Source organism: Pseudomonas sp. EB271-G4-1 (genome assembly GCF_058791355.1).
On sequence record NZ_JBYTEO010000012.1, the window covers coordinates 51,737 to 75,755 of the forward strand.

The 24,019-nt window shown below is 59.9% G+C and carries 22 protein-coding genes; 11 read left to right on the forward strand and 11 right to left on the reverse strand.

Going from position 1 to position 24,019, the window contains the following annotated elements; all coding sequences use genetic code 11:
* Positions 1-86: 86 nt before the first annotated feature.
* Positions 87-815, reverse strand: coding sequence for a TraX family protein (locus AC3WWR_RS08510; RefSeq protein WP_432669688.1), 729 nt, complete (start codon positions 813-815; stop codon positions 87-89).
* Positions 816-946: 131 nt separating this feature from the next.
* Between AC3WWR_RS08510 and AC3WWR_RS08515 the strand changes: the two genes are divergently transcribed.
* Positions 947-1,987 carry a threonine aldolase family protein gene (locus tag AC3WWR_RS08515; RefSeq protein ID WP_492598644.1) on the forward strand — a complete coding sequence of 347 codons (1,041 nt, stop codon included), beginning with the start codon at positions 947-949 and terminating at the stop codon, positions 1,985-1,987.
* A 188-nt stretch (positions 1,988-2,175) separates the two neighbouring features.
* A complete protein-coding gene (locus AC3WWR_RS08520) occupies positions 2,176-2,367 on the forward strand; it encodes a hypothetical protein (protein ID WP_033042007.1) in 192 nt (63 codons plus the stop codon).
* Positions 2,368-2,717: 350 nt separating this feature from the next.
* On the opposite strand, the gene gbcB is transcribed toward AC3WWR_RS08520, so the two are convergent.
* Complete coding sequence (gene gbcB, locus AC3WWR_RS08525) at positions 2,718-3,818, reverse strand: glycine betaine monooxygenase reductase subunit (RefSeq protein ID WP_020796065.1); 1,101 nt, start codon at positions 3,816-3,818, stop codon at positions 2,718-2,720.
* A gap of 294 nt (positions 3,819-4,112) precedes the next feature.
* Here gbcB and gbca point away from each other — a divergent pair, with 294 nt between their 5' ends.
* Complete coding sequence (gene gbca, locus AC3WWR_RS08530) at positions 4,113-5,408, forward strand: glycine betaine monooxygenase oxygenase subunit (RefSeq protein ID WP_020796067.1); 1,296 nt, start codon at positions 4,113-4,115, stop codon at positions 5,406-5,408.
* A gap of 851 nt (positions 5,409-6,259) precedes the next feature.
* On the opposite strand, the gene AC3WWR_RS08535 is transcribed toward gbca, so the two are convergent.
* The 7 genes from AC3WWR_RS08535 to AC3WWR_RS08565 form a co-directional block, all read right to left on the reverse strand.
* Positions 6,260-6,826: a GNAT family N-acetyltransferase gene (locus tag AC3WWR_RS08535; protein WP_020796068.1), complete on the reverse strand. Its 567-nt coding sequence runs from the start codon at positions 6,824-6,826 to the stop codon at positions 6,260-6,262.
* A 22-nt stretch (positions 6,827-6,848) separates the two neighbouring features.
* Positions 6,849-7,619: an electron transfer flavoprotein subunit beta gene (gene etfB, locus AC3WWR_RS08540; RefSeq protein ID WP_020796069.1), complete on the reverse strand. Its 771-nt coding sequence runs from the start codon at positions 7,617-7,619 to the stop codon at positions 6,849-6,851.
* Positions 7,620-7,634: 15 nt separating this feature from the next.
* Complete coding sequence (gene etfA, locus AC3WWR_RS08545; protein ID WP_033041262.1) at positions 7,635-8,855, reverse strand: electron transfer flavoprotein subunit alpha; 1,221 nt, start codon at positions 8,853-8,855, stop codon at positions 7,635-7,637.
* Positions 8,855-10,801 (reverse strand): dimethylglycine demethylation protein DgcB, encoded by a 1,947-nt coding sequence (dgcB, locus tag AC3WWR_RS08550; protein WP_168759058.1) that lies wholly within the window; start codon positions 10,799-10,801, stop codon positions 8,855-8,857. The genes etfA and dgcB overlap by 1 nt, the downstream gene beginning before the upstream one ends.
* 134 nt (positions 10,802-10,935) lie before the next feature.
* Positions 10,936-12,996 carry a dimethylglycine demethylation protein DgcA gene (dgcA, locus tag AC3WWR_RS08555; protein WP_020796072.1) on the reverse strand — a complete coding sequence of 687 codons (2,061 nt, stop codon included), beginning with the start codon at positions 12,994-12,996 and terminating at the stop codon, positions 10,936-10,938.
* A 15-nt stretch (positions 12,997-13,011) separates the two neighbouring features.
* Entirely contained in the window at positions 13,012-13,542 is a 531-nt protein-coding gene (locus AC3WWR_RS08560; RefSeq protein ID WP_020796073.1) for a DUF5943 domain-containing protein, read from the reverse strand.
* Between the two features lie 78 nt (positions 13,543-13,620).
* A complete protein-coding gene (locus AC3WWR_RS08565; protein ID WP_008019494.1) occupies positions 13,621-14,598 on the reverse strand; it encodes a dipeptidase in 978 nt (325 codons plus the stop codon).
* A 235-nt stretch (positions 14,599-14,833) separates the two neighbouring features.
* On the opposite strand from AC3WWR_RS08565, the gene AC3WWR_RS08570 reads away from it, so the two are divergent.
* Together AC3WWR_RS08570 and AC3WWR_RS08575 are read left to right on the forward strand one after the other, a co-directional pair.
* Positions 14,834-15,235 (forward strand): lysozyme inhibitor LprI family protein, encoded by a 402-nt coding sequence (locus AC3WWR_RS08570; RefSeq protein WP_033044083.1) that lies wholly within the window; start codon positions 14,834-14,836, stop codon positions 15,233-15,235.
* Positions 15,236-15,294: 59 nt separating this feature from the next.
* Positions 15,295-15,711 (forward strand): DUF3010 family protein, encoded by a 417-nt coding sequence (locus AC3WWR_RS08575; protein ID WP_020796076.1) that lies wholly within the window; start codon positions 15,295-15,297, stop codon positions 15,709-15,711.
* Between the two features lie 113 nt (positions 15,712-15,824).
* On the opposite strand, the gene AC3WWR_RS08580 is transcribed toward AC3WWR_RS08575, so the two are convergent.
* On the reverse strand, positions 15,825-16,769 hold the full coding sequence (locus AC3WWR_RS08580; RefSeq protein ID WP_020796077.1) for a GlxA family transcriptional regulator: 945 nt from the start codon (positions 16,767-16,769) through the stop codon (positions 15,825-15,827).
* A gap of 194 nt (positions 16,770-16,963) precedes the next feature.
* Between AC3WWR_RS08580 and AC3WWR_RS08585 the strand changes: the two genes are divergently transcribed.
* The 6 genes from AC3WWR_RS08585 to AC3WWR_RS08610 all read left to right on the forward strand — a co-directional run bounded on the left by AC3WWR_RS08585 (position 16,964) and on the right by AC3WWR_RS08610 (position 22,359).
* Positions 16,964-17,908, forward strand: a complete 945-nt coding sequence (locus AC3WWR_RS08585) for a choline ABC transporter substrate-binding protein (protein ID WP_020796078.1) — start codon at positions 16,964-16,966, stop codon at positions 17,906-17,908.
* Positions 17,909-17,982: 74 nt separating this feature from the next.
* Positions 17,983-18,870, forward strand: a complete 888-nt coding sequence (gene cdhC, locus AC3WWR_RS08590) for a 3-dehydrocarnitine:acetyl-CoA trimethylamine transferase CdhC (protein ID WP_020796079.1) — start codon at positions 17,983-17,985, stop codon at positions 18,868-18,870.
* Positions 18,871-18,964: 94 nt separating this feature from the next.
* On the forward strand, positions 18,965-19,930 hold the full coding sequence (locus tag AC3WWR_RS08595) for an L-carnitine dehydrogenase (protein WP_020796081.1): 966 nt from the start codon (positions 18,965-18,967) through the stop codon (positions 19,928-19,930).
* Between the two features lie 137 nt (positions 19,931-20,067).
* Positions 20,068-20,544: a thioesterase family protein gene (locus AC3WWR_RS08600; protein ID WP_020796082.1), complete on the forward strand. Its 477-nt coding sequence runs from the start codon at positions 20,068-20,070 to the stop codon at positions 20,542-20,544.
* Positions 20,545-20,556: 12 nt separating this feature from the next.
* A complete protein-coding gene (locus AC3WWR_RS08605; RefSeq protein ID WP_020796083.1) occupies positions 20,557-21,720 on the forward strand; it encodes a gamma-butyrobetaine dioxygenase in 1,164 nt (387 codons plus the stop codon).
* Positions 21,721-22,092: 372 nt separating this feature from the next.
* Positions 22,093-22,359, forward strand: a complete 267-nt coding sequence (locus tag AC3WWR_RS08610; protein WP_020796085.1) for a hypothetical protein — start codon at positions 22,093-22,095, stop codon at positions 22,357-22,359.
* Between the two features lie 102 nt (positions 22,360-22,461).
* Here AC3WWR_RS08610 and gbdR read toward each other — a convergent pair whose 3' ends face one another.
* On the reverse strand, positions 22,462-23,565 hold the full coding sequence (gene gbdR, locus AC3WWR_RS08615; RefSeq protein ID WP_007975492.1) for a choline metabolism transcriptional regulator GbdR: 1,104 nt from the start codon (positions 23,563-23,565) through the stop codon (positions 22,462-22,464).
* Positions 23,566-24,019: the final 454 nt, after the last annotated feature.

A 24,019-nucleotide genomic window follows, 5' to 3' on the forward strand; every position in this document is an offset into this window, starting at 1 on the left:
CTCGAGGAGGAGAGGAGAAAAAAACCTTGCTTCCCCCCCCCCCCCCCTCCCCCAAACCCCCCCCGCTCCCACAAGCTTTCCCGGGGTTATGCGAGGGCTTGGCGCAGTGCTAGCAACACCAGGAAATGCACGGGATACAGCGCATACGCCCAGCGTCGCATCGGCGGTGGTTTTACGTCACTGGCATGTCGCAACAGGAACAGCCCCAGCCATGGCGCAATCAGACAAGTGGCGATGGCCGCCATCGCCACCTCATTACCCTGTCGAACGGAGTAATAAAGCACCTGCCATTGATTGGCCGCCAGACAAACCACCCCCGGTAACAGCGCGAAATACCAGGGACGCCGGATCACCAGCAGCATCGCCAGCGGCAACATCACGCCGAAAAATCCGAACATCAGTTGTCGCGCAAATAGTGCCGCCAGCACGACGGCGCCGGCCGCGACCAGACGCGCCTGCAGGGTCCGGTCCTGCCAGCCGAGCACCACCAGCAGACCGAGTGCCAGCGTGGGCATCACATTCAACGTGTCGGGGCTGGGAATGAACATTCGGTAGGGAATTTCACTCACCGCGCTAAACATCAGTAACCAACCCAGATAGCGCCACTGCCTACTGGTCGCCACCCCTGGCTTGCGCGCCAGATTGATAGCCATCGCCACGCAAAACCACGGGAACGCCAAGCGCCCCGGCACATACAGCCAATCGGCGGAGTAACCGACATATCGCAGGTGATCGAGCACCATGCTCAAAAGCGCCAGCCACTTGAGCAAATCCAGTGCACGGTCGCGCTGCTTTAAGTGTGTAGCCGTGTGCATAATTGCCCGACATCCTTGTAATGTTCTGACAGTGACATCCCGTGCGCTCCCCGGATGATCTTCGGTACAGTGCGCACCATCATTGACCACGAGACGCTTCACCATAAGCGTCCCGACCACGGAAGCAGGCCATGACCGATAAGAGCCAACAATTCGCCAGCGACAACTACTCCGGCATTTGCCCTGAAGCCTGGGCTGCCATGGAGCAGGCCAACCATGGCCACCAGCGCGCTTACGGCGACGACGAATGGACCACCCGCGCGTCCGACGATTTCCGCAAATTGTTCGAAACCGACTGCGAAGTGTTCTTCGCCTTCAACGGCACTGCCGCCAACTCGCTGGCCTTGTCGTCGTTGTGCCAGAGTTACCACAGTGTGATCTGCTCGGAAACCGCCCACGTCGAAACCGACGAATGCGGCGCCCCGGAATTTTTCTCCAACGGCTCCAAGCTGCTGATCGCCCGCACCGAAAACGGCAAACTGACGCCGGAATCGATCCGTGAAGTCGCCCTCAAGCGCCAAGACATTCACTACCCCAAACCCCGCGTCGTGACCCTCACCCAGGCCACCGAAGTCGGCAGCGTCTACACCCCGGACGAAATCCGCGCCATCAGTGCAACCTGCAAGGAGCTGGGCTTGAACCTGCACATGGACGGCGCGCGGTTCTCCAACGCCTGTGCGTTCCTCGGGTGTACGCCAGCGGATCTGACCTGGAAGGCCGGTGTTGATGTGTTGTGCTTCGGCGGTACTAAAAACGGCATGGCCGTGGGCGAAGCGATTCTGTTCTTCAACCATAAGCTGGCTGAAGACTTTGATTACCGCTGCAAACAGGCTGGGCAACTGGCGTCGAAAATGCGCTTCCTCTCGGCGCCGTGGGTCGGCATCCTGGAAAACGATGCCTGGCTCAAATACGCGCGCCACGCCAACAACTGCGCGCAATTGCTGGCTGAATTGGTCAGTGATATCCCAGGTGTGGAGTTGATGTTCCCGGTGCAGGCCAACGGCGTATTCCTGCAACTGTCGGAACCGGCCATCGCCGCACTGACCGCCAAGGGCTGGCGGTTCTACACCTTCATCGGCAACGGCGGCGCACGCTTCATGTGCTCGTGGGATACCGAAGAGGAGCGTGTGCGGGAATTGGCGCGGGATATTCGCGAAGTGATGTCGCACTGATAACTGACGAGGCCGGGCGCGCTGGAATGCGTGCCTGACCGCTCGTCTGTACTGATATTTCTGACAGTACCGCCACCTGACTGTGCAAGGTTACTTTCTGACGACCTGAAAAGAGGTCTATGCAGTCTTTCGGGCCAACTTCCTGCCGACGTCTCGGCTGGAGAATAATCCAACAGGAGATTGCAGAAATGGAAACCAAAAGCGACTCAACCAGAAACATTGATCGAGACGAATTCTTCAAACTTGTACAAGTGGGCGACCACGACGTCACAGAACATTTTGGCGATCGTATCATTACGAAAAAGGCCTACGTGACGCTCCCCGACAAGTCGATTCAGATCCAGATCTGGTCTACCCCCGCCCCTACCTCCGCCCAATAATCATTCGCTCTGCGTACGGAGGCTAATGACTGTGCGCGGAACATCAATATCTCGACGTGAAACTATTGCTAAAGGGGATATCCCAGATATGGAAACCAAACATTCCAACGAAATATCTGACATTCAAAAATTCTATGAACTCGTTCAGGTGGGGGATCACTTCAAATAGAAAGGCAAGACGCACCGCATCGTCAAAAAGACCTTTGATATCCTTCCGGGCGGACACAGTTCGGAATTGAAATTGAATGGGAAGACATCCCTGCCGCCAAGTAACCCGCGCAACTTCCGCACACAGGCTGTTAACCCGTGTGCGGAATTTCATGCCTTACACGCCAATATTGGCGGCGCGATCAAAACTCAATCCGCACATCCCCCTTCGGCACGCTGCAGCACGACAGGATGTACCCTTCGGCTTCGTCTTCCTCGGTGATCCCGCCGTTGTGCTCCATCTCCACTTCACCTCCCAGCTTCAGCACCTTGCATGTGCCACAGATGCCCATGCCGCAGGCTTTGGGAATCAGCAAACCGACCTTGGCCGCTGCCGCATGCACGGTTTCGCCAGGCGCCACGCGAATGCTCTTGCCGGACGAGATGAACTCCACCTGATGCAGATCCGCCACGTCGACTTCCGGTGCTTCGGCCGCTTGTTCGGCGTGTTCCACAGCGTCGGCACGCGCCTCTGGCGGCGTCGCGCCGAAGGATTCCTCGTGATAACGCTTCATGTCGAATCCGGCGGCTTCCAGCAGGCGCTTCACCGCATTCATATACGGTGTCGGGCCGCAGCAAAACACTTCCCGTTCCAGGAAGTCCGGCGCCATCAATTCAAGCATTCTATGGTTGAGGTAACCGCGATAGCCGGCCCAAGGCTCACCCATACCGTGCTTCTCGCAGATCAGGTGCAGGCTGAAGTTGTCGATCCGCGACGCCATGTGTTCCAGCTCGCGGTGGTAAATGATGTCCTTGGGCGAACGGGCGCTGTGGATAAACACCATGTCGACATTGCCGTTGGTGTCGTAGAACCAGCGCGCCATGGACATGACTGGCGTGATACCAACGCCGCCGCTGAGGTAAAGCACCTTTGGCGCAGTGAAATCCATGGCGTTGAACAGCCCGACCGGCCCGTGTACCGCCAGCTCCTGGCCTTCGTGCAAGGTGTCGTGCAGCCAGTTGGAAACCTTGCCGCCCGGCACTCGCTTGATGGTCACCGAAAAGCTGTACGGCACCGACGGCGAGCTGGAAATGGTGTACGAACGCATGATCTGCTGGCCTTCGATTTCCAGCTCCAGGGTGACAAACTGCCCCGGCTTGAAGAAGAACATGATCGGCTGGTCGGCCATAAAGCAGAAGGTGCGCACATCCCAGGTTTCCTGGATGACTTTGACACAACGGACGATGTGCCGACCATTGGCCCAGGTCTGGGTGGTTACCGGGTTCAGGAAGCTGTTGGACATGCTGATCTCCACGGCCGACTGTCGGCCTTCATGTTGGCGATTCTGCGTATAGCGCGAAACAGCCATTTACCTATCTGCGACATTCACATGCTTATCGCGACCAGCCCCCAACGACCGGGGCTTGCGCGTCGGGAACAGATTGCACCATGTCGCCCATGGATAAGGTTCTGGCCAGCGCCGGCCCCACACTCGCCCCATACCAAGACACAATCTTTACACCTTGCGTAGCACCCTTAGCAGTACACCTGATTAGCCACTTTCGCCGGCCACGCAGATGGCCTTGAGGATTAAACGATGGACGTCACTACTACCCTGAGCCTGGGCGATCCGCTGGAACCCGCACGCAAGGCCACCGCGCAGATGCTGCAAGAGCGCGAACGCACGTTCTCGCTGCCGCAGCCTTTCTACTCTGACGAGCGCCTGTTTGATATCGACATGCAGGAAATCTTTCAGAAAGAGTGGTTGATCGCCGGCATGACCTGCGAAATCCCAGCCAAGGGCAACTACCTGACCCTGCAAGTGGGCAAGAACCCGATCATCGTGATTCGTGGTGCCGAAGGCGTGGTGCATGCCTTCCATAACGTCTGCCGCCACCGTGGTTCGCGCCTGTGCACCAGCGAAAAAGGCAAGGTCGCCAAACTGGTCTGCCACTACCACCAGTGGACGTATGAACTGGACGGTCGCCTGCTGTTTGCCGGCACCGAAATGGGCGCCGACTTCGACATGAAGCAGTACGGCCTCAAGCCGGTGAACGTAAAGACCGCCGGTGGCTACATCTTCATCAGCCTGTCGGAGAATCCGCCAGCCATTGATGACTTCCTGTCGACGCTCAGCCATTACATGGAACCGTACGACATGGAAAACACCAAGGTGGCAATCACCACCACCTTGATGGAGAAAGCCAACTGGAAGCTGGTGCTGGAAAACAACCGCGAGTGCTACCACTGCAATGCGTCGCACCCGGAACTGCTGAAAACCCTGCTGGAATGGGACGACGTCACCGACCCGCGCGCCGACCAGGCGTTCAAGGACCACGTGGCCGCCTCTGCCGCTGCCTGGGAAGCCGAAAAGATCCCTTACGCCCACGCCAGCTTCGGCCTGCGTAACCGCATCGTGCGCATGCCTTTGCTCAAGGGCACCGTGTCGATGACCCTGGACGGCAAACAAGGCTGTGCCAAACTCATGGGCCGTATCAAGAACCCGGATCTGGGCTCGATGCGCATCCTGCACCTGCCACACTCGTGGAACCACTGCATGGGCGACCACATCATCGTGTTCACCGTGTGGCCGATCAGCGCGCAGGAAACCATGGTCACCACCAAGTGGATCGTGCACAAGGACGCCGTTGAAGGTGTGGATTACGACGTTGACCGCATGCGCCAGGTCTGGGACGCCACCAACGACCAGGACCGTCGCCTGGCCGAAGAGAACCAGCGTGGCATCAACTCCACGGCATACCAGCCAGGTCCGTACTCCAAGACTTACGAATTCGGCGTGGTGAACTTCGTCGATTGGTACAGCGAGCGCCTGCTGAGCAACCTGGGCGCCGAGCCTGCGCCGTACCTCAAAGGCGTCCCTGTCCAGGGCTAACGCCCACGCCCCCCCTGTAGGAGCGAGCATGCTCGCTCCTACAGGGACGGGTTCTCTTCCGAATTCATATCTCATACCACCTCTTTAGCACTGTACGAAATATGATCTATTGCGTTCAGAGCTATACCCTGTGCGCCTCCCAGCCTTCCGCAAACAAGTTATCCACATCTCCACCCACAGCAAATGGGGACAACTGTGGAAATGCCGATAACTTTCTCCACAGAACTCAAAGAAAATCCGTGACTTATCCAGAATCAAGGTTTTTCACAGCGCCTGATCATTTATTGATCAAACCTCTATAAAGCACGAAATACGTGGCCTGCAGAGGATGGCGAACACCTTATCCACAGAAGCGCCAACAGACTTTGGGGGCAACTATTGTTCATCTGTGGAAAAGCGCTGAAAGCCGCGATTTTTGAGGGTTTACGCAGGGGATAACCGTTAAAAAGCCATCTTTGATCAATTTTTAACCAGAAGCCTGAAAGCCGCTGTTTATAAGGCCCTCAGCGGTAAGCGAACATCTTATCCACAGAAGCGCCAACAGACTTTGGGGGCAACTAGGGGCCTGCTTTGGATAAAAAAGTGTGAAAAAACCGTATCTTATGCTGGTTATAATTTGACCTAAGTCTTGCAGCCCACGGTTTTAAAGAGGTATAGCGAGGGGCGAACATGTTATCCACAGAAGAGCTAACAGGGATTGTGGGTAAACCAGGAAAAATCTTGTTAAAACGGCTTACTGTGTTTTAACGGCACTGCCGAAGATAGTGGGTACAAACTGTTAACTACCCTAACAAAGCCACTAAAGCCAACACTATCAGGCCTTATAGGGCCGCCCGCCACCGGGCAGCCCGTTAAGGGCGATACATCAAATAGGCTTCTCCCGTGACTCGAATCATCGGATGCGGCGCAATCTGGCAGGTATCGACAACACGGAAACCATGGCGCTCATAGAACCGCCGGGCACCGGTGTTTGCGGCGTAGTCGATCAGGCTCAAGCCATTGAGCCCGAGCCGGTTGGCGCGGTCGTAGGCGTAGGCAAGGAACTGCTTGCCCAGCCCCTGGTTGCGCCAGCCTTCGTGCAGCGCCAGGCTGGAAATATAAAGGGTGTCGGGGATTTCCATCTTGGCGTACGGCGCCAGCACCGGGTCGGTCACCGGTGCCGCGAACGGATCGTGACGCATCACGTAGCTGTGCAGCATGCCAATGACCTTACCTTCAGCTTCGGCGATCAGGCAGTTCTGCCAGGAGAAATCCACATCGTCGCGGGCGTAACGCAGGGCTCCGACGTCCAACAGATCCTGCCCCGGTTCTGCTATCTGGCTCCAGATGTAATCCGCAGCACCCTCCGATGAAATCTGGAACAAACGCGCAATCTCGCGCGCATCCGCGCGCACTGCCGGACGAAATTCTACTGCCATTGACCTGCCCCCAAACGGACCGCTAGCGGACCACACCTTCTTCGATCAGCAACTTAAGGATGGCTTCAGCCCCCGCCTGTGCCGTCACGCCCTTGAGCACTTGTCCGCCACCACCACTGGCTTTCGCCGTTGCGGCTTTCATGCGATCGGCGCCGCTCTTGGCCTTGATTACCTTCAAGCGCTTCGGCCGTGGCTTGGCCGGTTGCAGGGTGGCGACCGCGAGCAATTCATCGTCGACGATTTCCACCTCATTGGCTTGCAAAACTCCGCGCCGGGCCGGACCGTAGGCGCTTTGCCGAGGCTTTGGCGCAGCGTTATCCACAGTGGCGAGAAACGGCAAGCGAACCTTCAAGCGACGCCGCTGACCGCGCGGCAGAGCCTGCAGTACCAGCGCCGAACCCCCATCAATCGACTCGACCTGCGCCAATCCCACCACCAGCGGCCAGCCAAGGCCTTCGGCCAGCAGGAACGGCAGCATGCCCGAGCCCTCGCCGGTTTCCGCCTGGCTACCGGTCAGGACCACCTGTGCCCCGGCATCGCGCAAATAAGCGGTCAACGCCGGAAGCGCATCGGCGCCCTGCGGTTGTTCAAGCACATGCAATTGTTCCAGCCCCATGCCCAGATAAGCGCGCAAGGCCGGTTCGCCAACGTCGCCGGCGTGCAGCACCTGCAAGTTATCCCCAGCCAGCTGCAAGCCCAACTCCACCGCCCGTGCATCCTGTTCCGCGCGACGTGGTCGACCGGAAGTCGGGTGGGCGCCGATGGACACCAGGCTGATGATTTTCGTGCTCATAACCCTTTCCTTCCCTTAAGCCGCATCGCGCTTGGCGTCGTTGCGGTAGGCTTCTACCGCCGCGATCAAGGCCCGAAGAATCTCCGCACTTTCGCCGATTACCGACAGGTCGGCCCGTTTGATCATGTCGCAACCCGGGTCGAGGTTGATCGCCACCACCTTGTCGCAGGCACCGATGCCCTGCAGGTGCTGGATTGCCCCGGAAATCCCCACCGCCACATAGACCCTCGCGGTGACCCAGGTGCCGGACGCGCCGACCTGACGGTCGCGCGCCATGAAACCATCGTCCACCGCCACCCGCGACGCGCCTTCGGTGGCGCCAAGGGCTGCGGCGGTCTGGTGGAACAAGTCCCAATCCTTGACCCCGTTGCCGCCGGAGAAGATGAATTCGGCTTCGGCCATGGGAATCGCCGCCGGGTCCACCGCCACCGCCCCCAGATCCTCGATGCGCGAGAGACTGCGGGCGACGGCTGTGGATAACTCCACCGGCAAAACTTCGTGACGGGTTTCGCTGACCGGCTCGGCGCATTCGACGGCGGCCAGGATCAACCGTGCAACCGGACGCGCCAGATCTTGCAAACCGGCACCGGCGCGACCAATGCACTCCTGATCCTTGACCTGCCAAACCCGCGTGGCCGGGCGTTCGCCCAAGGCAGCGGCAAAGCGCCGACCCAATTCGCCACCGCCGCTGCGACTGTCCGGCAGCAGCCAGTGACGTGGGTTGAACTGGTTATCCACAGCCCGCAGGCCCTGGACGCGTTGTTCCGGTGCATAACCGCTGAACTCTTCGCCTTCCAGCACCAGCAGGCGATCGACGCCGGCTGTGGAAAACGCGTTTTCCTTGTGTTCGCCAAAGACCACGGCCAACACCGCGCCGTCGCTGCCGGCCAGTTGATGGGCCAGCCCCAGCAGATCTCGGTCGTGACTGCTCAAGCGGCCGCCGACCATGTCCGGCACCACGCAGATGAAGAATGCCGGCGCAGGGACTTGATGCAGCGGTAATTGCACTTCAACGGCGGCCGAACGTTTCGTCGTCCCGCCCTGCTGAGCGCCGCTACGGTCGATTCGCTTGATGCCGTTAGGGCCGATGAAACCGATGCCGTGCGGGTTCTTGCGAATGACGCCGTTAGGCCCCATCCAACTGTGCTGCGCCGGTTGCATGGCGGCGTGCAGAGGGTGCAAACGGTTACGGGCGATCCATTCGGCACGGGGGTCGCGGCGGATAATGTCGCTCATCAGTGCACCTCCGCGGGTTCACGTTTGGCCGGCGTAGCCGACTTTGGGGCCTGATCCTCCAGGAGCGCGTCGGCCACCAGTTCGGCAATGTCCTTGATCAACGGTCGTGGTTCGACCACACCTTCAAGCATCGCGGTGCACTGCGGGCAGCCCACGGCCACCAGTTCGGCGCCCGTCTCGCGGATGTCTTCCATGCGCATGTCGGGGATACGCTGCTTGCCCGGAATGTCGGTGATCGGCGCACCGCCGCCACCGCCGCAGCAGCGCGAGCGGAAACCGGAGCGTTGCATTTCCTTGACCTCGATGCCGAGCGCGCGCAGAACCTGGCGCGGCGCTTCGTACTCGCCGTTGTAGCGGCCGAGGTAGCACGGATCGTGATAGGTCACGCTGTCGCCCTTGTGCTGGCCAAGGTTCAGCGCGCCGGCGTCGATGATTTCCGCCATGTAGGTGCTGTGGTGCTGCACCAGGTAGTTTCCATCGAAAGCGCCGTATTCGTTTTTCAGCACGTGGAAGCTGTGCGGATCGCAGGTGACGATGCGGTTGAAGCTGTACTTGGCCAAGGTCTGGATGTTGCGCTTGGCCAGCAACTGGAAGGTTGCCTCGTCGCCCAGGCGGCGAGCCACGTCACCGCTGTCGCGCTCTTCGAGGCCAAGCACGGCGAAGTCGATTTTTGCCGCTTTCAGCACTTTGACGAACGCACGCAAGGTGCGCTGGTTGCGCATGTCGAAGGCGCCATCGCCCACCCAGAACAGCACGTCGGTGGATTTCTTTTCGCTGAGCAGATTGAGGTTCAAGTCCGCCGCCCAGTTCATCCGCCCGCCTGGCGCAAAACCGCCCGGGTTGTCGGTGGCGATCAGGTTTTCCAGGACTTCGGCACCCTTGTTCGGGGTCGCGCCTTTTTCCAGGGTCAGATGGCGACGCATGTCGACGATGGCATCGACGTGCTCGATCATCATCGGGCATTCCTCGACACAGGCGCGGCAGGTGGTGCACGACCACAGGGTTTCGGCGTCCACCAGACCATTGACGATCGGTTGATGCGGATTACCGGCGTGTTCACCGATGGGCTTGCCCGGATACGGACTGCCGGCAAATTTGGCATCGGTGCCGCCAGCCAGGCCGACGACCATGTCCTGGATCAATTTTTTCGGGTTCAACGGCTGGCCGGCGGCGAAGGCCGGGCACGCGGCCTCGCATTTACCGCACTGCACGCAGGCGTCGAAGCCGAGCAACTGGTTCCAGGTGAAATCCTTGGGTTTTTCCACGCCCAGTGGCGCGCTTGGGTCGTTCAGATCCAAGGGTTTCAGACCGGTGGAACGACCGCCGCCAAAGCGCTCGGCACGACGGTGCCAGGCCAGGTGCAGGGCACCGGCGAAGGCATGCTTCATCGGCCCGCCCCAGGTCATGCCGAAGAACAGCTCGGACACGCCCCACAGCACGCCAATCCCGAGGATCACCGCCAACAGCCAGCCGCCGAAGTTTTCCGGCAGGATACCGGCCACCGGCAGGGTCACGAGGAAGAACGACACCGAAAATGCCATCAGGCTTTTCGGCAGGCGCATCCACGGACCTTTCGACAGGCGCGCAGGTGGATTGCGCCGACGCAGGTAAACAAAGACCGCACCGACGAACATCACCGCCGACATCAACAACAATGCATAACCGAGGAAGCGGTTATGCAATCCGAAACCATGCACCAGAATTGCCAGCACGATGGACGCCACTGCGCCGCCGGCCGTCGCGACGTGGGTGTTGGCAATGTATTTGTCCCGCGCCACTACATGGTGCAGATCGACCATGTAACGCTTGGGCATGGCGAACAGGCCGCCGATCAGATCGACCTTCGAGGCCCGGCCTCGGCGCCACATGTTTACCCGTCGCAATGCGCCGAGAGCCGCGAGGCCCAGGGCAGCAAAGATCAGGATGGGAAGAAGGGTGTTGAGCATGGTGAAGCTCCCAAAGACCGCGGGGTCTCATGTGGAAGCGGGCTTGCTCACGAATCCGGCGACGCGGTGTATCAGGTGTACCGCGTTATCGTTCTTCGCGAGCAAGCCCGCTCCCACATTGGTTCGGTGTGATTTTAGAAGTCCTTGCACAGCCGCAGCGCGTCATAGATCGCCGCATGCACGTTACGCTGGGCCACACAGTCGCCGATGCGGAACAGCAGGTAGCCGTCGCCGCTCTGTTCCAGGCATGGCTGCGGCTTGATCGCGAACAAGGCTTCGACGTCGATCTGGCCTTTGTTGCGCGAGCCTTCCTTCATCGCGTAGTAGATCTCCTCGTCCGGACGCACGCCGTTCTCGATGACCACCTGGTCCACCACCCGCTCCTCTTTGGCGCCGGTGTATTCGTTTTCCAGCACCGCTATCAGCTTGTCGCCTTCGCGGTAGACCTTCTCCAGCATCATGTCGCCAGTCATGATCACTTCTTTCGGATACATGCTGCGGTAGTAGGTCGGGAACGACGTACCGCCAATGGCCACGCCTGGCTTGATGTCGTCGGTGACGATCTCGACCTGGCTGCCCTTGTCGGCGAGGAAGTCGGCAGTCGACATGCCGGTGAATTCGCAAATGGTGTCGTAGACCAGCACGTTCTTGGCGGGTGCAACCTTGCCGTCGAGAATGTCCCAGCTGCTGACCACCAGGCCTTCAGCCGCGCCCCAGTGCTCGTTCTGCTCGATGAACGGATGACCGCCGACGGCCAGCACCACCACATCCGGACGCAGGTCCATGATGGTCGGCGCATCCGCCGCGGTGCCCAGGCGCAGGTCGACTTTCAACCGTGCCAGCTCCAGCTGATACCAGCGGGTGATACCGGCGATCTGGTCACGCTGCGGCGCTTTCGACGCCGTGGTGATCTGGCCACCGATAAAGTCCTTTTTCTCGAACAGGGTTACGTCGTGGCCGCGCTCGGCAGCCACACGAGCGGCTTCCATCCCGGCAGGACCGGCACCGACCACCACCACTTTGCGTTTAACGCCGGTGGTTTTTTCGATGATGTGCGGCAGACCCATGTATTCACGGGAAGTCGCGGCGTTCTGGATGCACAGCACGTCCAGGCCCTGGTACTGGCGGTCGATGCAGTAGTTGGCACCGACACACTGCTTGATCTGGTCGATCTGGCCCATCTTGATCTTGGCGATCAGGTGCGGGTCGGCAATGTGCGCGCGGGTCATGCCGACCATGTCGACGTAACCGCCTTCCAGGATACGGGTGGCCTGGTTCGGGTCCTTGATGTTCTGCGCATGCAGCACCGGAACCTTGACCACTTCCTTGATACCGGCGGCCAAATGCAGGAACGGCTCCGGTGGATAACTCATGTTCGGAATCACGTTGGCCAGGGTGTTGTGGGTGTCGCAACCCGAGCCCACGACGCCGATGAAATCGAGCATGCCGGTGTCGTCGTAATACTTGGCGATCTGCTTCATGTCTTCATGGGACAGGCCATCCGGGTGGAACTCGTCACCGCAGATACGCATGCCCACGCAGAAGTCGTCACCGACCTCGGCGCGTACGGCTTTCAACACTTCCAGGCCAAATTTCATGCGACCTTCGAAGGTGCCGCCCCATTCGTCGGTACGCTTGTTGACCCGCGGGCTCCAGAACTGGTCGATCATGTGCTGGTGCACCGCCGACAATTCCACGCCGTCCAGGCCACCGGCCTTGGCGCGACGCGCAGCTTGCGCGTAGTTGCCGATCACCCGCCAGATTTCTTCCGGCTCGATGGTCTTGCAGGTGGCGCGGTGCACCGGCTCGCGTACGCCGGACGGCGACATCAGCGTCGGCCAGTTGAAGCCGTCCCAACGCGAGCGACGGCCCATGTGGGTAATCTGGATCATGATCTTGGCGCCGTGCTTGTGCATGGCGTCCGCAAGATTCTGGAAGTGCGGGATGATGCGGTCGGTGGACAGGTTCACCGAGCTCCACCACTCCTGCGGGCTATCGATGGCGACGACGGACGAACCGCCACAGATCGCCAGGCCGATCCCGCCCTTGGCCTTCTCTTCGTAATACTTGACGTACCGGTCGGTGGTCATGCCGCCGTCGGTCGCATAGACCTCGGCGTGTGCAGTGCTGAGCACGCGGTTACGGATGGTCAGTTTGCCGATCTGGATCGGCTGGAACATTGCTTCGAAAGCCATGGCGGGTTCCTCGACTTACAACGGCTTGACGGTGAACAAGCCGTCTTCGTGGCCCTCTTCGGAGCCACCGTAGACTTGTTCGGCCACGGTGCGGATCTTGCTGCCACGAGCGGCGAGGATCTGGTCCATCGCGCCGGCAAACCAACCGGTGAACATGTAGTCGACCTTGCGCCCGACCTTGCCGTACACGTAGACGAATGCCGAGTGTTCAAGCTTGACGCTGCAGGTGCCTTTGTCGAGGTCGATGTCCTGGATCTTGAACAGGCCCCAGCCGCGCTGCGACAGGCGCTTCATGTAATGCTCGAACACCGCAACGCCTTCCAGGCCATGGCATTCGGCTTCTTTTTCACACCAGTGCCAGGCGGACTTGTAGCCGGCCTTGTAGAGAATCTCGGCGTAAGCTTCGGCGCCCAGCACTTCCTCGATGCCCATGTGGTTGTTGACGAAGAAATGACGGGGCACATACAGCATCGGCAGCGCGTCGGACGTCCAGACACCGGTTTCGCTGTCGACTTCGATAGGCAATTGCGGGGCGATCTTGGCCATGGAAACTTAACTCCAGAAAAATTTTGTTGTTGCCTGCGGCGCGGACGGCCGCAGGAAAGGATTCAGAAGAGCGGTGGCTTATTCGCCCCAGACATCTTTCAAGACGTTCACCCAGTTCTCGCCCATGATCTTGCGCACCACGCGCTCGGAATGGCCGCGCTTGAGCAGGGTTTCGGTGAGGTTCGGGAACTCGCCGACGGTGCGGATACCCAGCGGGTTGATGATCTTGCCGAAGCTGGTCAGGCGGCGGGCATAGCCCTTGTCGTGGGTCAGGTACTCGAAGAAGTCCTGGCCATGACCCTGGGTGAAGTCGGTGCCGATACCGATCGAATCTTCACCGACGATGTTCAGGGTGTATTCGATGGCTTCGGCGTAGTCGTCGATGGTCGAATCGATGCCCTTGGCCAGGAATGGCGCGAACATGGTCACACCGACGAAACCGCCGTGGTCGGCAATGAACTTCAGTTCTTCATCGGACTTGTTGCGCGGGTGCTCCTTGAGGCCCGACGGCAGGCAGTGGGAGTAGCACACCGGCTTTTTCGATTCGAGGATGACTTCTTCGGACGTCTTGGAACCGACGTGGGAGAGGTCGCACATGACGCCTACGCGGTTCATCTCGGCTACGATTTCACGACCGAAGCCCGACAGGCCGCCGTCACGCTCGTAGCAACCGGTGCCGACCAGGTTCTGGGTGTTGTAGCACATCTGCACAATACCGACGCCCAGCTGCTTGAACACTTCGACATAGCCGATCTGGTCTTCAAACGCATGGGCATTCTGGAAACCGAAGAGGATGCCGGTCTTGCCCTGCTCCTTGGCCTTGCGGATGTCGGCGGTGGTGCGCACCGGAATCACCAGGTCGCTGTTCTCGCGGATCAGCTTCTGGCTGGCGGCGATGTTGTTGACGGTGGCCTGGAAGCCCTCCCATACCGACACGGTGCAGTTGGCTGCGGTCAAACCGCCCTTGCGCATGTCTTCGAACAGTTCACGGTTCCACTTGGCAATAATCAGCCCGTCGATAACGATGCTGTCGGCGTGCAATTCGGCTGGGCTCATCAGGCTGTCCCCTTGTTAGCGATTCATGCGCCGAATCGTCTGTCGGCGCTTTGGGGCCAGCATATGCCTCGGTGCATTGGTAGCCGGGTGCAAAAACGACAGGGGAATTGCCGAAAGCGTCAATCCGCGACAAAGGGTCGTCGCAAGGCACAATTGCCGACCTGTTCAAGGCAATCCGCTTGGGCCAGAATTCGCCACATCTCTTGATGCTTCACTGGATGGGAGCGGCAACCACATGAAATTCATCGTCCTGGCCTTGGCACTGATTGCGACCGGCGTACACGCCGCCGAGGAGTCTGAAGACACCCCCTGCGACAAAGTCGAAAACGACGTACAGACCCTGGAATGCTCCGCCTTCAGCAAAACCACCGCCGAAGACTTGCTGAGCGAAAACTACAAAAGCCTGAACGAACGCATGCAGTCGCTCTACGGCAAGAACCCGTCGCAATTGGCCGAGATCACCGCCAAGATCAAGGCCGCCCAGCAACAATGGCTGAAAACCCGCGACGCTGACTGCGCCATCGAAGCCTTCCCGGCCACCGCCGGCAGCAAGGCATTCACTATTGCGCAGAATGATTGCGTGGCGCGGATGAGTGACGAGCGGTCGGAGTTTTTGGAGACGATTGGGCAGGAGTAACGCCTGCTATTCAACTGGAGCTGTAAGCTTCACGCCTTCAGCCAGAAAAGGGATTCACCATGAAAGTCTGCGGCATCGAAATCAAAGGCAGCGAAGCGATCATCGCCGTGGCAGCTCTCGACGGTTCCACGCTGAGCCATGTCGCGCTTGCGACCAAGAAAATCGCCCTGGAGGATGACGACGAAGCCGCCAATGTCAAAGTGTTTGCCGCTCAGGTCGCATCCTTTGTTCGCGAGAACTCGATAGATCGAATCGTGATCAAGAAGCGCAGCAAGAAAGGTGAGTTTGCCGGTGGGCCGACCACGTTCAAGATCGAGGGCGTTTTCCAGTTGCTGGAGAATTGCGAGGTGACGCTGCTGTCGCCGCAGACGATCAATGCACAGGCCAAGAAGCATGGTTTTGAGCCGCCGGAGACGCTGAACAAGTATCAGCATGAGGCGTACAAGGCAGCCTGCTCGGCACTTCTGAAGAAATAAGTTGCCCATTGTGGGAGCGAGCCTGCTCGCGAAGGCGGCGGTTCAGTCAACATCCATGTTGAATGTGCCGGACTCTTCGCGAGCAGGCTCGCTCCCACAGGTTTTCGGGGTGGTTATGCTTTGGCGGTACGCCGATCCTCCCGCGGGCACCGCTCGAACTTCGCCCGATAACTGCGGGTGAAATACGACGGCGATTCAAACCCGCAGGCAATACTCACCTCCAACACACTCATATCGGTCTGGCGCAGCAGTTGCCGGGCTTTCTCCAGCCTCAGGCGCAGGTAGAAATTGCTCGGTGTGTCGTTCAGGTGCAGGCGAAACAAGCGCTCCAGCTGACGCCGGGTGACCTTGATCGATTCCGCCAATTCCAACGTACTCAGCGGCGGCTCGCTGTGCTGCTCCATCTCGCCAATCACGTGAACAAGCTTCTTGTTGCTGATGCCATAACGCGTCGCGACTTCCATGCGCTGGTGGTCTTTACGCGGACGGATGCGCCCGAGCACGAATTGCTCGCTGACCTGGATTGCCAGTTCCGGGCCATGGGACTGGGCGATCAGATCCAGCATTAAATCGATCGACGCGGTCCCGCCAGCGCTGGTGATGCGTCGACGGTCGATCTCGAATAACTCTTGGGTGACGCTGAGCTGCGGATAGGACTCCTTGAAGGCGTCGATGGCCTCCCAGTGCAGGGTCAGGCGATGACCGTCGAGCAAACCTGCCTCAGCGAGGATGAAGCTGCCGGTGTCAATGGCGCCGAGCGTCACGCCTTCGTTGTCGAGGCGACGCAGCCAGTGCTCCAGCGCCGGAGTGGCGAATTTCAGCGGTTCGAAGCCGGCGACCACCCATAACGTCGCGCCTTTTTTCAACGGCTCCAGCGCCGCGTCGGCGTTGACCGACATGCCGTTACTGGCCAGCACCGCCCCACCATCGGCGCTCAATACATGCCAGCGATAGAGCTCGCCGCGAAAGCGATTGGCAACCCGCAATGGCTCGATTGCCGAGATAAATCCAATCGCCGAGAAACCCGGCATCAACAAGAAATAGAAATCCTGGGACATGGAGCGCACTCGTTCGACGGGTAGCGTGAAGACGTTGATACGCCACTTGCAGAAGGCATTCAAGAGCACAGGTCGCTGCAGTGCAAGAGTCGGTCGCCGCAGTGCGCTTTCGTGGCAGATTAGCTGCGTAACGTGACATCACCGGCGCACAGACGACCGGACCCACAATAATGAAACTGCCGAGGAACCTGAGAATGAAACGACTGATCAGCAGCTGTGTTCTTGCACTCAGTGGTACCGCTTTGCTGAGCGCCAGTGTCATGGCAGCCGAACCGGCGTCGTGCCAGAACGTGCGCATGGGCGTGGTGAACTGGACCGACGTGATCGCCACCAGTGCGATGACCCAGGTATTGCTCGACGGCCTCGGCTACAGCACCAAACAAACCAGCGCCTCCCAGCAAATCATCTTCGCCGGGATTCGCGATCAGCGCCTGGACCTGTTCCTGGGTTACTGGAACCCGCTGATGACCCAGACCATCACCCCGTTCGTCGACGCCAATCAGGTCAAGGTGCTTGAAGCGCCCAACTTGAAAGACGCACGTGCCACCCTCGCCGTTCCGACCTATCTCGCCGACAAGGGCCTGAAGACCTTCGCCGACATCGCCAAGTTCGAAAAAGAGCTGGGCGGCAAGATCTACGGCATCGAGCCAGGCTCAGGCGCCAACACCCAGATCAAGGCGATGATTGCCAAGAATCAGTTCGGCCTCGGCAAATTCCAACTGGTCGAATCCAGCGAGGCGGGCATGCTCGCGGCGGTGGATCGCGCCGTGCGCCGCAAGGAAGCCGTGGTGTTCTTCGGCTGGGCACCGCACCCCATGAACGTCAACGTACAGATGACCTATCTCACCGGCAGTGAAGACGCCCTCGGCCCTAACGAAGGCATGGCCACGGTTTGGACCGTGACCTCGCCGACCTACGCCGAGCAGTGCCCGAACATCGGTCGCCTGCTGAGCAACCTGACGTTCACCGCCGAAGATGAAAGCCGGATGATGCAGCCGCTGCTGGATCACAAGGACGCCTTCGAGTCCGCCAAACAGTGGCTGAAGGATCACCCGCAAGACAAGCAGCGCTGGCTGGAAGGCGTGACCACCTTCGACGGCAAGCCTGCGGCTGAAAACCTCAAGCTGACCAGCAAGTAACCCTCAATTGAACCACCGATTCGCGGCCCGAACGGGCTGCGAACGGGACCACCACGCCTGAAGGAAGCCGCCAAATGAACCACGACGTCATCATCACCTGCGCACTCACCGGTGCTGGCGACACGACCGCCAAGAGCCCACATGTGCCGGTCACCCCGAAACAGATTGCAGCCGCAGCCGTGGAGGCCGCCAAGGCCGGCGCTACCGTGGTTCACTGCCACGTTCGCGACCCCGAAACCGGCAAGTTCAGCCGTGACGTGGCGCTGTACCGCGAAGTGATGGAGCGCATCCGCGAAGCCGACGTGGACATCATCGTCAACCTCACTGCCGGCATGGGCGGCGACCTGGAAATCGGCGCGGGCGAGAACCCGATGGAGTTCGGCCCGAACACTGACCTGGTCGGTCCACTGACTCGTCTGGCCCATGTCGAGGAACTGCTGCCGGAAATCTGCACCCTCGATTGCGGCACCCTGAACTTCGGCGATGGCGACACCATTTACGTCTCTACTCCGGCACAGCTGCGTGCGGGCGCCAAACGCATCCAGGAACTGGGCGTTAAGGCCGAGCTGGAGATCTTCGACACCGGTCACCTGTGGTTCGCCAAGCAGATGATCAAGGAAGGCCTGCTCGACAACCCGCTGTTCCAACTGTGCCTGGGCATCCCGTGGGGCGCGCCGGCTGACACCACGACCATGAAAGCCATGGTCGACAACCTGCCGGCCGACGCCGTGTGGGCCGGTTTCGGCATCGGCCGCATGCAAATGCCGATGGCCGCGCAAGCCGTGCTGCTGGGTGGCAACGTGCGAGTTGGGCTGGAAGACAACTTGTGGCTGGACAAGGGCGTACTGGCGACCAATGGCCAACTGGTCGAACGCGCCAGCGAAATCCTCAGCCGCCTCGGTGCCCGTGTGCTCACGCCTGCTGAGGGCCGCAAGAAAATGGGCCTGAAACAGCGCGGTTAATCCTCCCCCCCCCCTTTTTTCCCCTTGTGGGTGTGGGCTTTTGTGGCAAGGGTCTGCCCCACAAGGGAATCATCGAATTCTTCAGGAAATTGCCATGACCTTCATTACCGAAATCAAAACCTTCGCCGCACTGGGCAGCGGTGTCATCGGCAGCGGCTGGGTGTCCCGCGCCCTCGCCCACGGCCTCGACGTGGTGGCCTGGGACCCGGCCCCCGGTGCCGAAGCCGCCCTGCGCAAACGCGTCGCCAATGCCTGGGGCGCCCTTGAGAAACAAGGCCTGGCGCCCGGAGCCTCGCAGGATCGCCTGCGCTTTGTCGCAACCATCGAAGAATGCGTGCGCGACGCCGATTTCATCCAGGAAAGCGCTCCTGAGCGCCTGGAACTGAAACTGGAGTTGCACAGCAAGATCAGCGCCGCGGCCAAGCCCAATGCATTGATCGGCTCCAGCACCTCCGGCCTGTTGCCAAGCGAGTTCTACGAGAGTTCGACCCACCCGGAGCGCTGTGTGGTCGGCCACCCGTTCAACCCGGTTTACCTGTTGCCATTGGTGGAAGTGGTCGGTGGCAAGAATACCGCCCCCGAAGCCGTGCAGGCGGCTATGAAAGTCTACGAATCGCTTGGCATGCGCCCGCTGCACGTGCGCAAGGAAGTGCCGGGATTCATCGCCGACCGCTTGCTCGAAGCGCTGTGGCGCGAGGCGCTGCACCTGGTTAACGACGGTGTGGCGACGACCGGCGAAATCGACGACGCGATTCGTTTTGGCGCCGGTCTGCGCTGGTCGTTCATGGGCACATTCCTGACCTATACCCTGGCCGGTGGCGACGCCGGGATGCGCCACTTCATGGCTCAGTTCGGCCCCGCCCTGCAGTTGCCGTGGACCTACCTGCCGGCGCCGGAACTGACGGAAAAACTGATCGACGATGTGGTGGATGGCACCAGCGATCAGTTGGGCACACACAGCATTTCGGCGCTGGAGCGCTATCGTGATGATTGCCTGCTGGCGGTGCTGGAAGCCGTGAAGACCACCAAAGAGAAGCATGGGATGAGTTTCAGCGAGTAACCCGTACCACTGATCGTTCCCACGCTCTGCGTGGGAATGCAGCCCGGGACGCTCCGCGTCCCAAAAGATCGTGACGCAGAGCGTCACAGGAGGCGTTACCACGCAGAGCGTGGGAACGATCATCTCTGGAGAGCAAGATGCCCGCACTAACCACCTATCAAACCCGCATCATCCCCGATTGGGTCGACTACAACGGCCACCTGCGCGACGCGTTCTACCTGCTGATCTTCAGCTACGCCACCGACGCCCTGATGGACCGCCTCGGCATGGACAGCAGCAACCGCGAAGCCAGCGGCAACTCGCTGTTCACCCTGGAACTGCACCTCAACTACCTGCACGAAGTGAAGCTCGACGCCGAGGTCGAGGTGCACACACAAATCATCGGCCACGACAATAAACGCCTGCACCTCTACCACAGCCTGCACTTGGTGGGCGACGCCAAGGAGCTGGCGGGCAACGAGCAAATGCTGTTGCACGTCGACCTCGCCGGACCACGCTCCACGCCATTCAGCGAGCAGACCCTGGGCCGGCTGCAAGCCATGGTCGCCGAACAGAGCGACCTGCCCGCCCCCGCCTGCATCGGCCGAGTGATCGCATTGCCGCCAAAAAAATAACAAGGAGATCCCATGAACACTGCCGCCGCTTTTGCCGACTTCCGTACTTATCCGCTGATCAGCGCGCTGACAGGCGTGCAGGCCATGGCCGATCGTATCCTGGTGACGTGGGCCGACAACCGCGTCAGTCCCTTCCACCACCCATGGCTGCGGGACAATTGCCCGTGTCCGCAATGCGTCTACACGGTGACGCGCGAACAGGTGCTGGAAATCGTCGATGTGCCGGAGAACCTTAAGCCTGTCCAAACCAGTGTCGACCCTGATGGTTGCCTGAGCGTGCAGTGGCAGGATGGCCACCTCAGCCGCTTCGACCCTGGCTGGCTGCGGGCCCACGCCTATGACGACGAGTCCCGCGCCGAGCGCCTGGCAAGCAAGCCCAAGGCCAGGCTTTGGCACAGTGATTTGCAGTTGCCGGTGTTCGAGTATCAAGCACTGATGAACGACAACCAGGCGCTATTGCAATGGCTGCTGGCCGTGCGTGACACCGGCCTGACCCAGGTCCGTGGCGTACCCACCGAGCCTGGCTCGCTGAAGCTGGTCGCCCAGCGCATTTCCTTCATCCGCGAGAGCAATTTCGGCGTGCTGTTCAATGTGCAATCGAAGGCCGACGCCGACAGCAACGCCTACACCGCTTTCAACTTGCCGCTGCACAGCGACCTGCCGACGCGCGAGTTGCAACCGGGGCTGCAGTTCCTGCATTGCCTGGTCAACGATGCCGAGGGTGGCGAGAGTATTTTCGTCGACGGTTTTGCCATCGCCGAGGCGTTACGCCAGGAGGACCCCGAGTCGTTCCGAAGCCTGTGCGAAATCCCCGTGGAATTTCGCAATAAAGACCGCCTCAGTGACTATCGTTGCCTGGCGCCGATCATCGCGCTGGATACCTTGGGGCGGGTCTCGGAAATCCGCATGGCGAACTTTCTGCGAGGGCCGTTCGATGCATCGGTGGAGCAGATGCCCAGGCTCTATCACGCCTATCGCCGTTTCATCGCGATGACTCGCGAGCCTCGATTCAGGCTGATGCAAAGGCTCAACCCCGGCGAACTCTGGTGCTTCGACAATCGCCGTACCCTGCACGCGCGCAACGCCTTTGACCCTGCCACGGGTGCCCGCCATTTCCAGGGGTGTTATGTGGATCGGGATGAGTTGTTGTCGCGCATCCTCGTGCTACAGCGTTAAACCGCGTCATCGTTCTTCGCGAGCAAGCCCGCTCCCACAGGGATTTGCGCATGACGCAGATCAAATGTGGGAGCGAGCCTGCTCGCGAAGGCGACTGTACAGACCACACAGAAACCACAGGCAAAAAAAAAGCCCCGATCAAGCCGTGACAGGATCGAGGCAGAGGGTACTGTTGAGGAGCTGCCGCGGGAAGGTGACCAAACCCTCGTGAAGCAAGCTGGGTCCAGTGTGCCGACTCTCAGCGCAGGTAAATAGCCCGAAAACGACCTGTTCATAGTCAATGCTGCCATAACGACAAATCGCCCTTGCCGCCACTGCGTGCCACTACCAGAATCGACCCACGACATCATTCCCAGAAGAAGGATTTGCGTCATGATGCACGCCGATTTGATAGACCAGGAAGACCTGTTGGGCCAGCTCAAGTCATTGGGTTTTCAAGTGCCGAGCGGCGCGACGGCCGAACAGGCTTGCGAATGCGCGGTAAGGGGCCTGGACGATGCTCGGGCCTATGAACTTCGCAAGATGGTCAAGGAGATGTACACCAGCAGCGCGACGATCCTGCCGGCTGTGCGCCAGGCCATCGACAAGCAATTGCTGCCAGCGTTGGCGCAATACCAACAGAGCCACACCACCCGCTAAAACGCCTTCGCGAGCAGGCTCGCTCCCACATTCGACCGCATCCCAATGTTGGAACTCGGTCAATGTGGGAGCGAGCCTGCTCGCGAATGAAGCGACTCGCTATTAGAGCCTTACGCTGGCGAACGTCGACTCATTACGCGCCTGACTCAGCGCCGACAACGGCCCGGACAACGGTGAAAGCACCAATGCCTGTGGCAGCGGCATCATCGCCACTTGCTGCGTGGTGTTGGAACCTACGCGCTCGTCGCGTGGCGGAATGCCGAAGTACTCGCGGTAGCACTTGGAGAAGTGCGGCGTGGACACGAAGCCACAAACCGATGCCACTTCGATGATCGACATTGGCGTTTGCTTGAGCAGTTGCCGAGCGCGGATCAAGCGCAGCTTCAGGTAGTACCGCGAAGGCGAGCAATGCAGGTATTTCTGGAACAGCCGCTCCAGCTGACGACGGGACACGGCGACGTACACCGCCAGTTCGTCGAGGTCGATCGGCTCTTCGAGGTTGGCTTCCATCAGCGCGACGATTTCCTGCAGTTTCGGCTGGTTGGTGCCGAGCATGTGCTTGAGCGGGACGCGCTGGTGATCCTGTTCGTTGCGGATGCGCTCGTAGACGAACATCTCCGAGATCGCAGCCGACAGTTCACGACCGTGATCGCGGCTGATCAGGTGCAGCATCATGTCCAGCGGCGCGGTGCCGCCGGAGCTGGTGAAACGGTTACGGTCGAGGGTGAACAGGCGAGTACTCATGGCCACCCGCGGAAACGCTTCCTGCATCGCCGCCAGGCATTCCCAGTGCACGCTGCAATCGAAACCGTCGAGCAGGCCGGCGCACGCCAGGGCCCAGCTGCCGGTGCACACCGCACCCAGGCGACGGGACTGCCGCGCCTGGCTCTGCAGCCAAGACACGTGTTCGCGGGTAACCGTGCGTTGAATTCCGATACCGCCGCAGACAATCACGGTGTCCATTGGCGGGGCTTTGTGCATGGAGGCATCGGGGGTGATTTGCAGACCGTCACTGGCCCAGACTTGCCCGCCATCGACGGTGAGAGTGGTCCAACGATACAGCTCGCGACCGGACAGCTGGTTGGCCATACGCAGTGGTTCGACTGCGGATGCCAGGGAAATCAGCGTGAAATTGTCCAGCAACAGAAAGCCGATGGATTGTGGCGCACGGTTCTGGGGTTGGGCCCCGGAGTTGAACGTCGTCATCGCAGTATCTCCTCACACAAAGCGGGTGATGGCCTCAGGCGGAGGCTCTTGTTATTGCCATCGTTCTCGCATGGGAGACGGGCTTTGTAATGACAGAGCAAATGCCATGCCTAAATTTGAATACGCGTTCAATAACTCCTAAAAACGACGTCGGAATGTGTCTATATATGACGCGCAGGGAGTAAGGGTTATAAGTGCCATCAATGGCTGCAAGCGCTCTGCCCCGTTGCGTTTGAGCAAAACGGTAGCACTTGTGGGAACAGGGCTACAGGGAGCTCTGTAAGAGTGTCACCGCAGGCACGGGGTGACGGGTGGTCCGGGATGGGGAGGACCTGATTTTGAGGTCAGGTACTTATCTGTTAGCGACGCGCCAAAAGGAGGCGCATCAGGTATTACCTGTTCACTTAACGCGCAGTTTTGACTGGTCTGCCGCCTTCGCGAGCAGGCTCGCTCC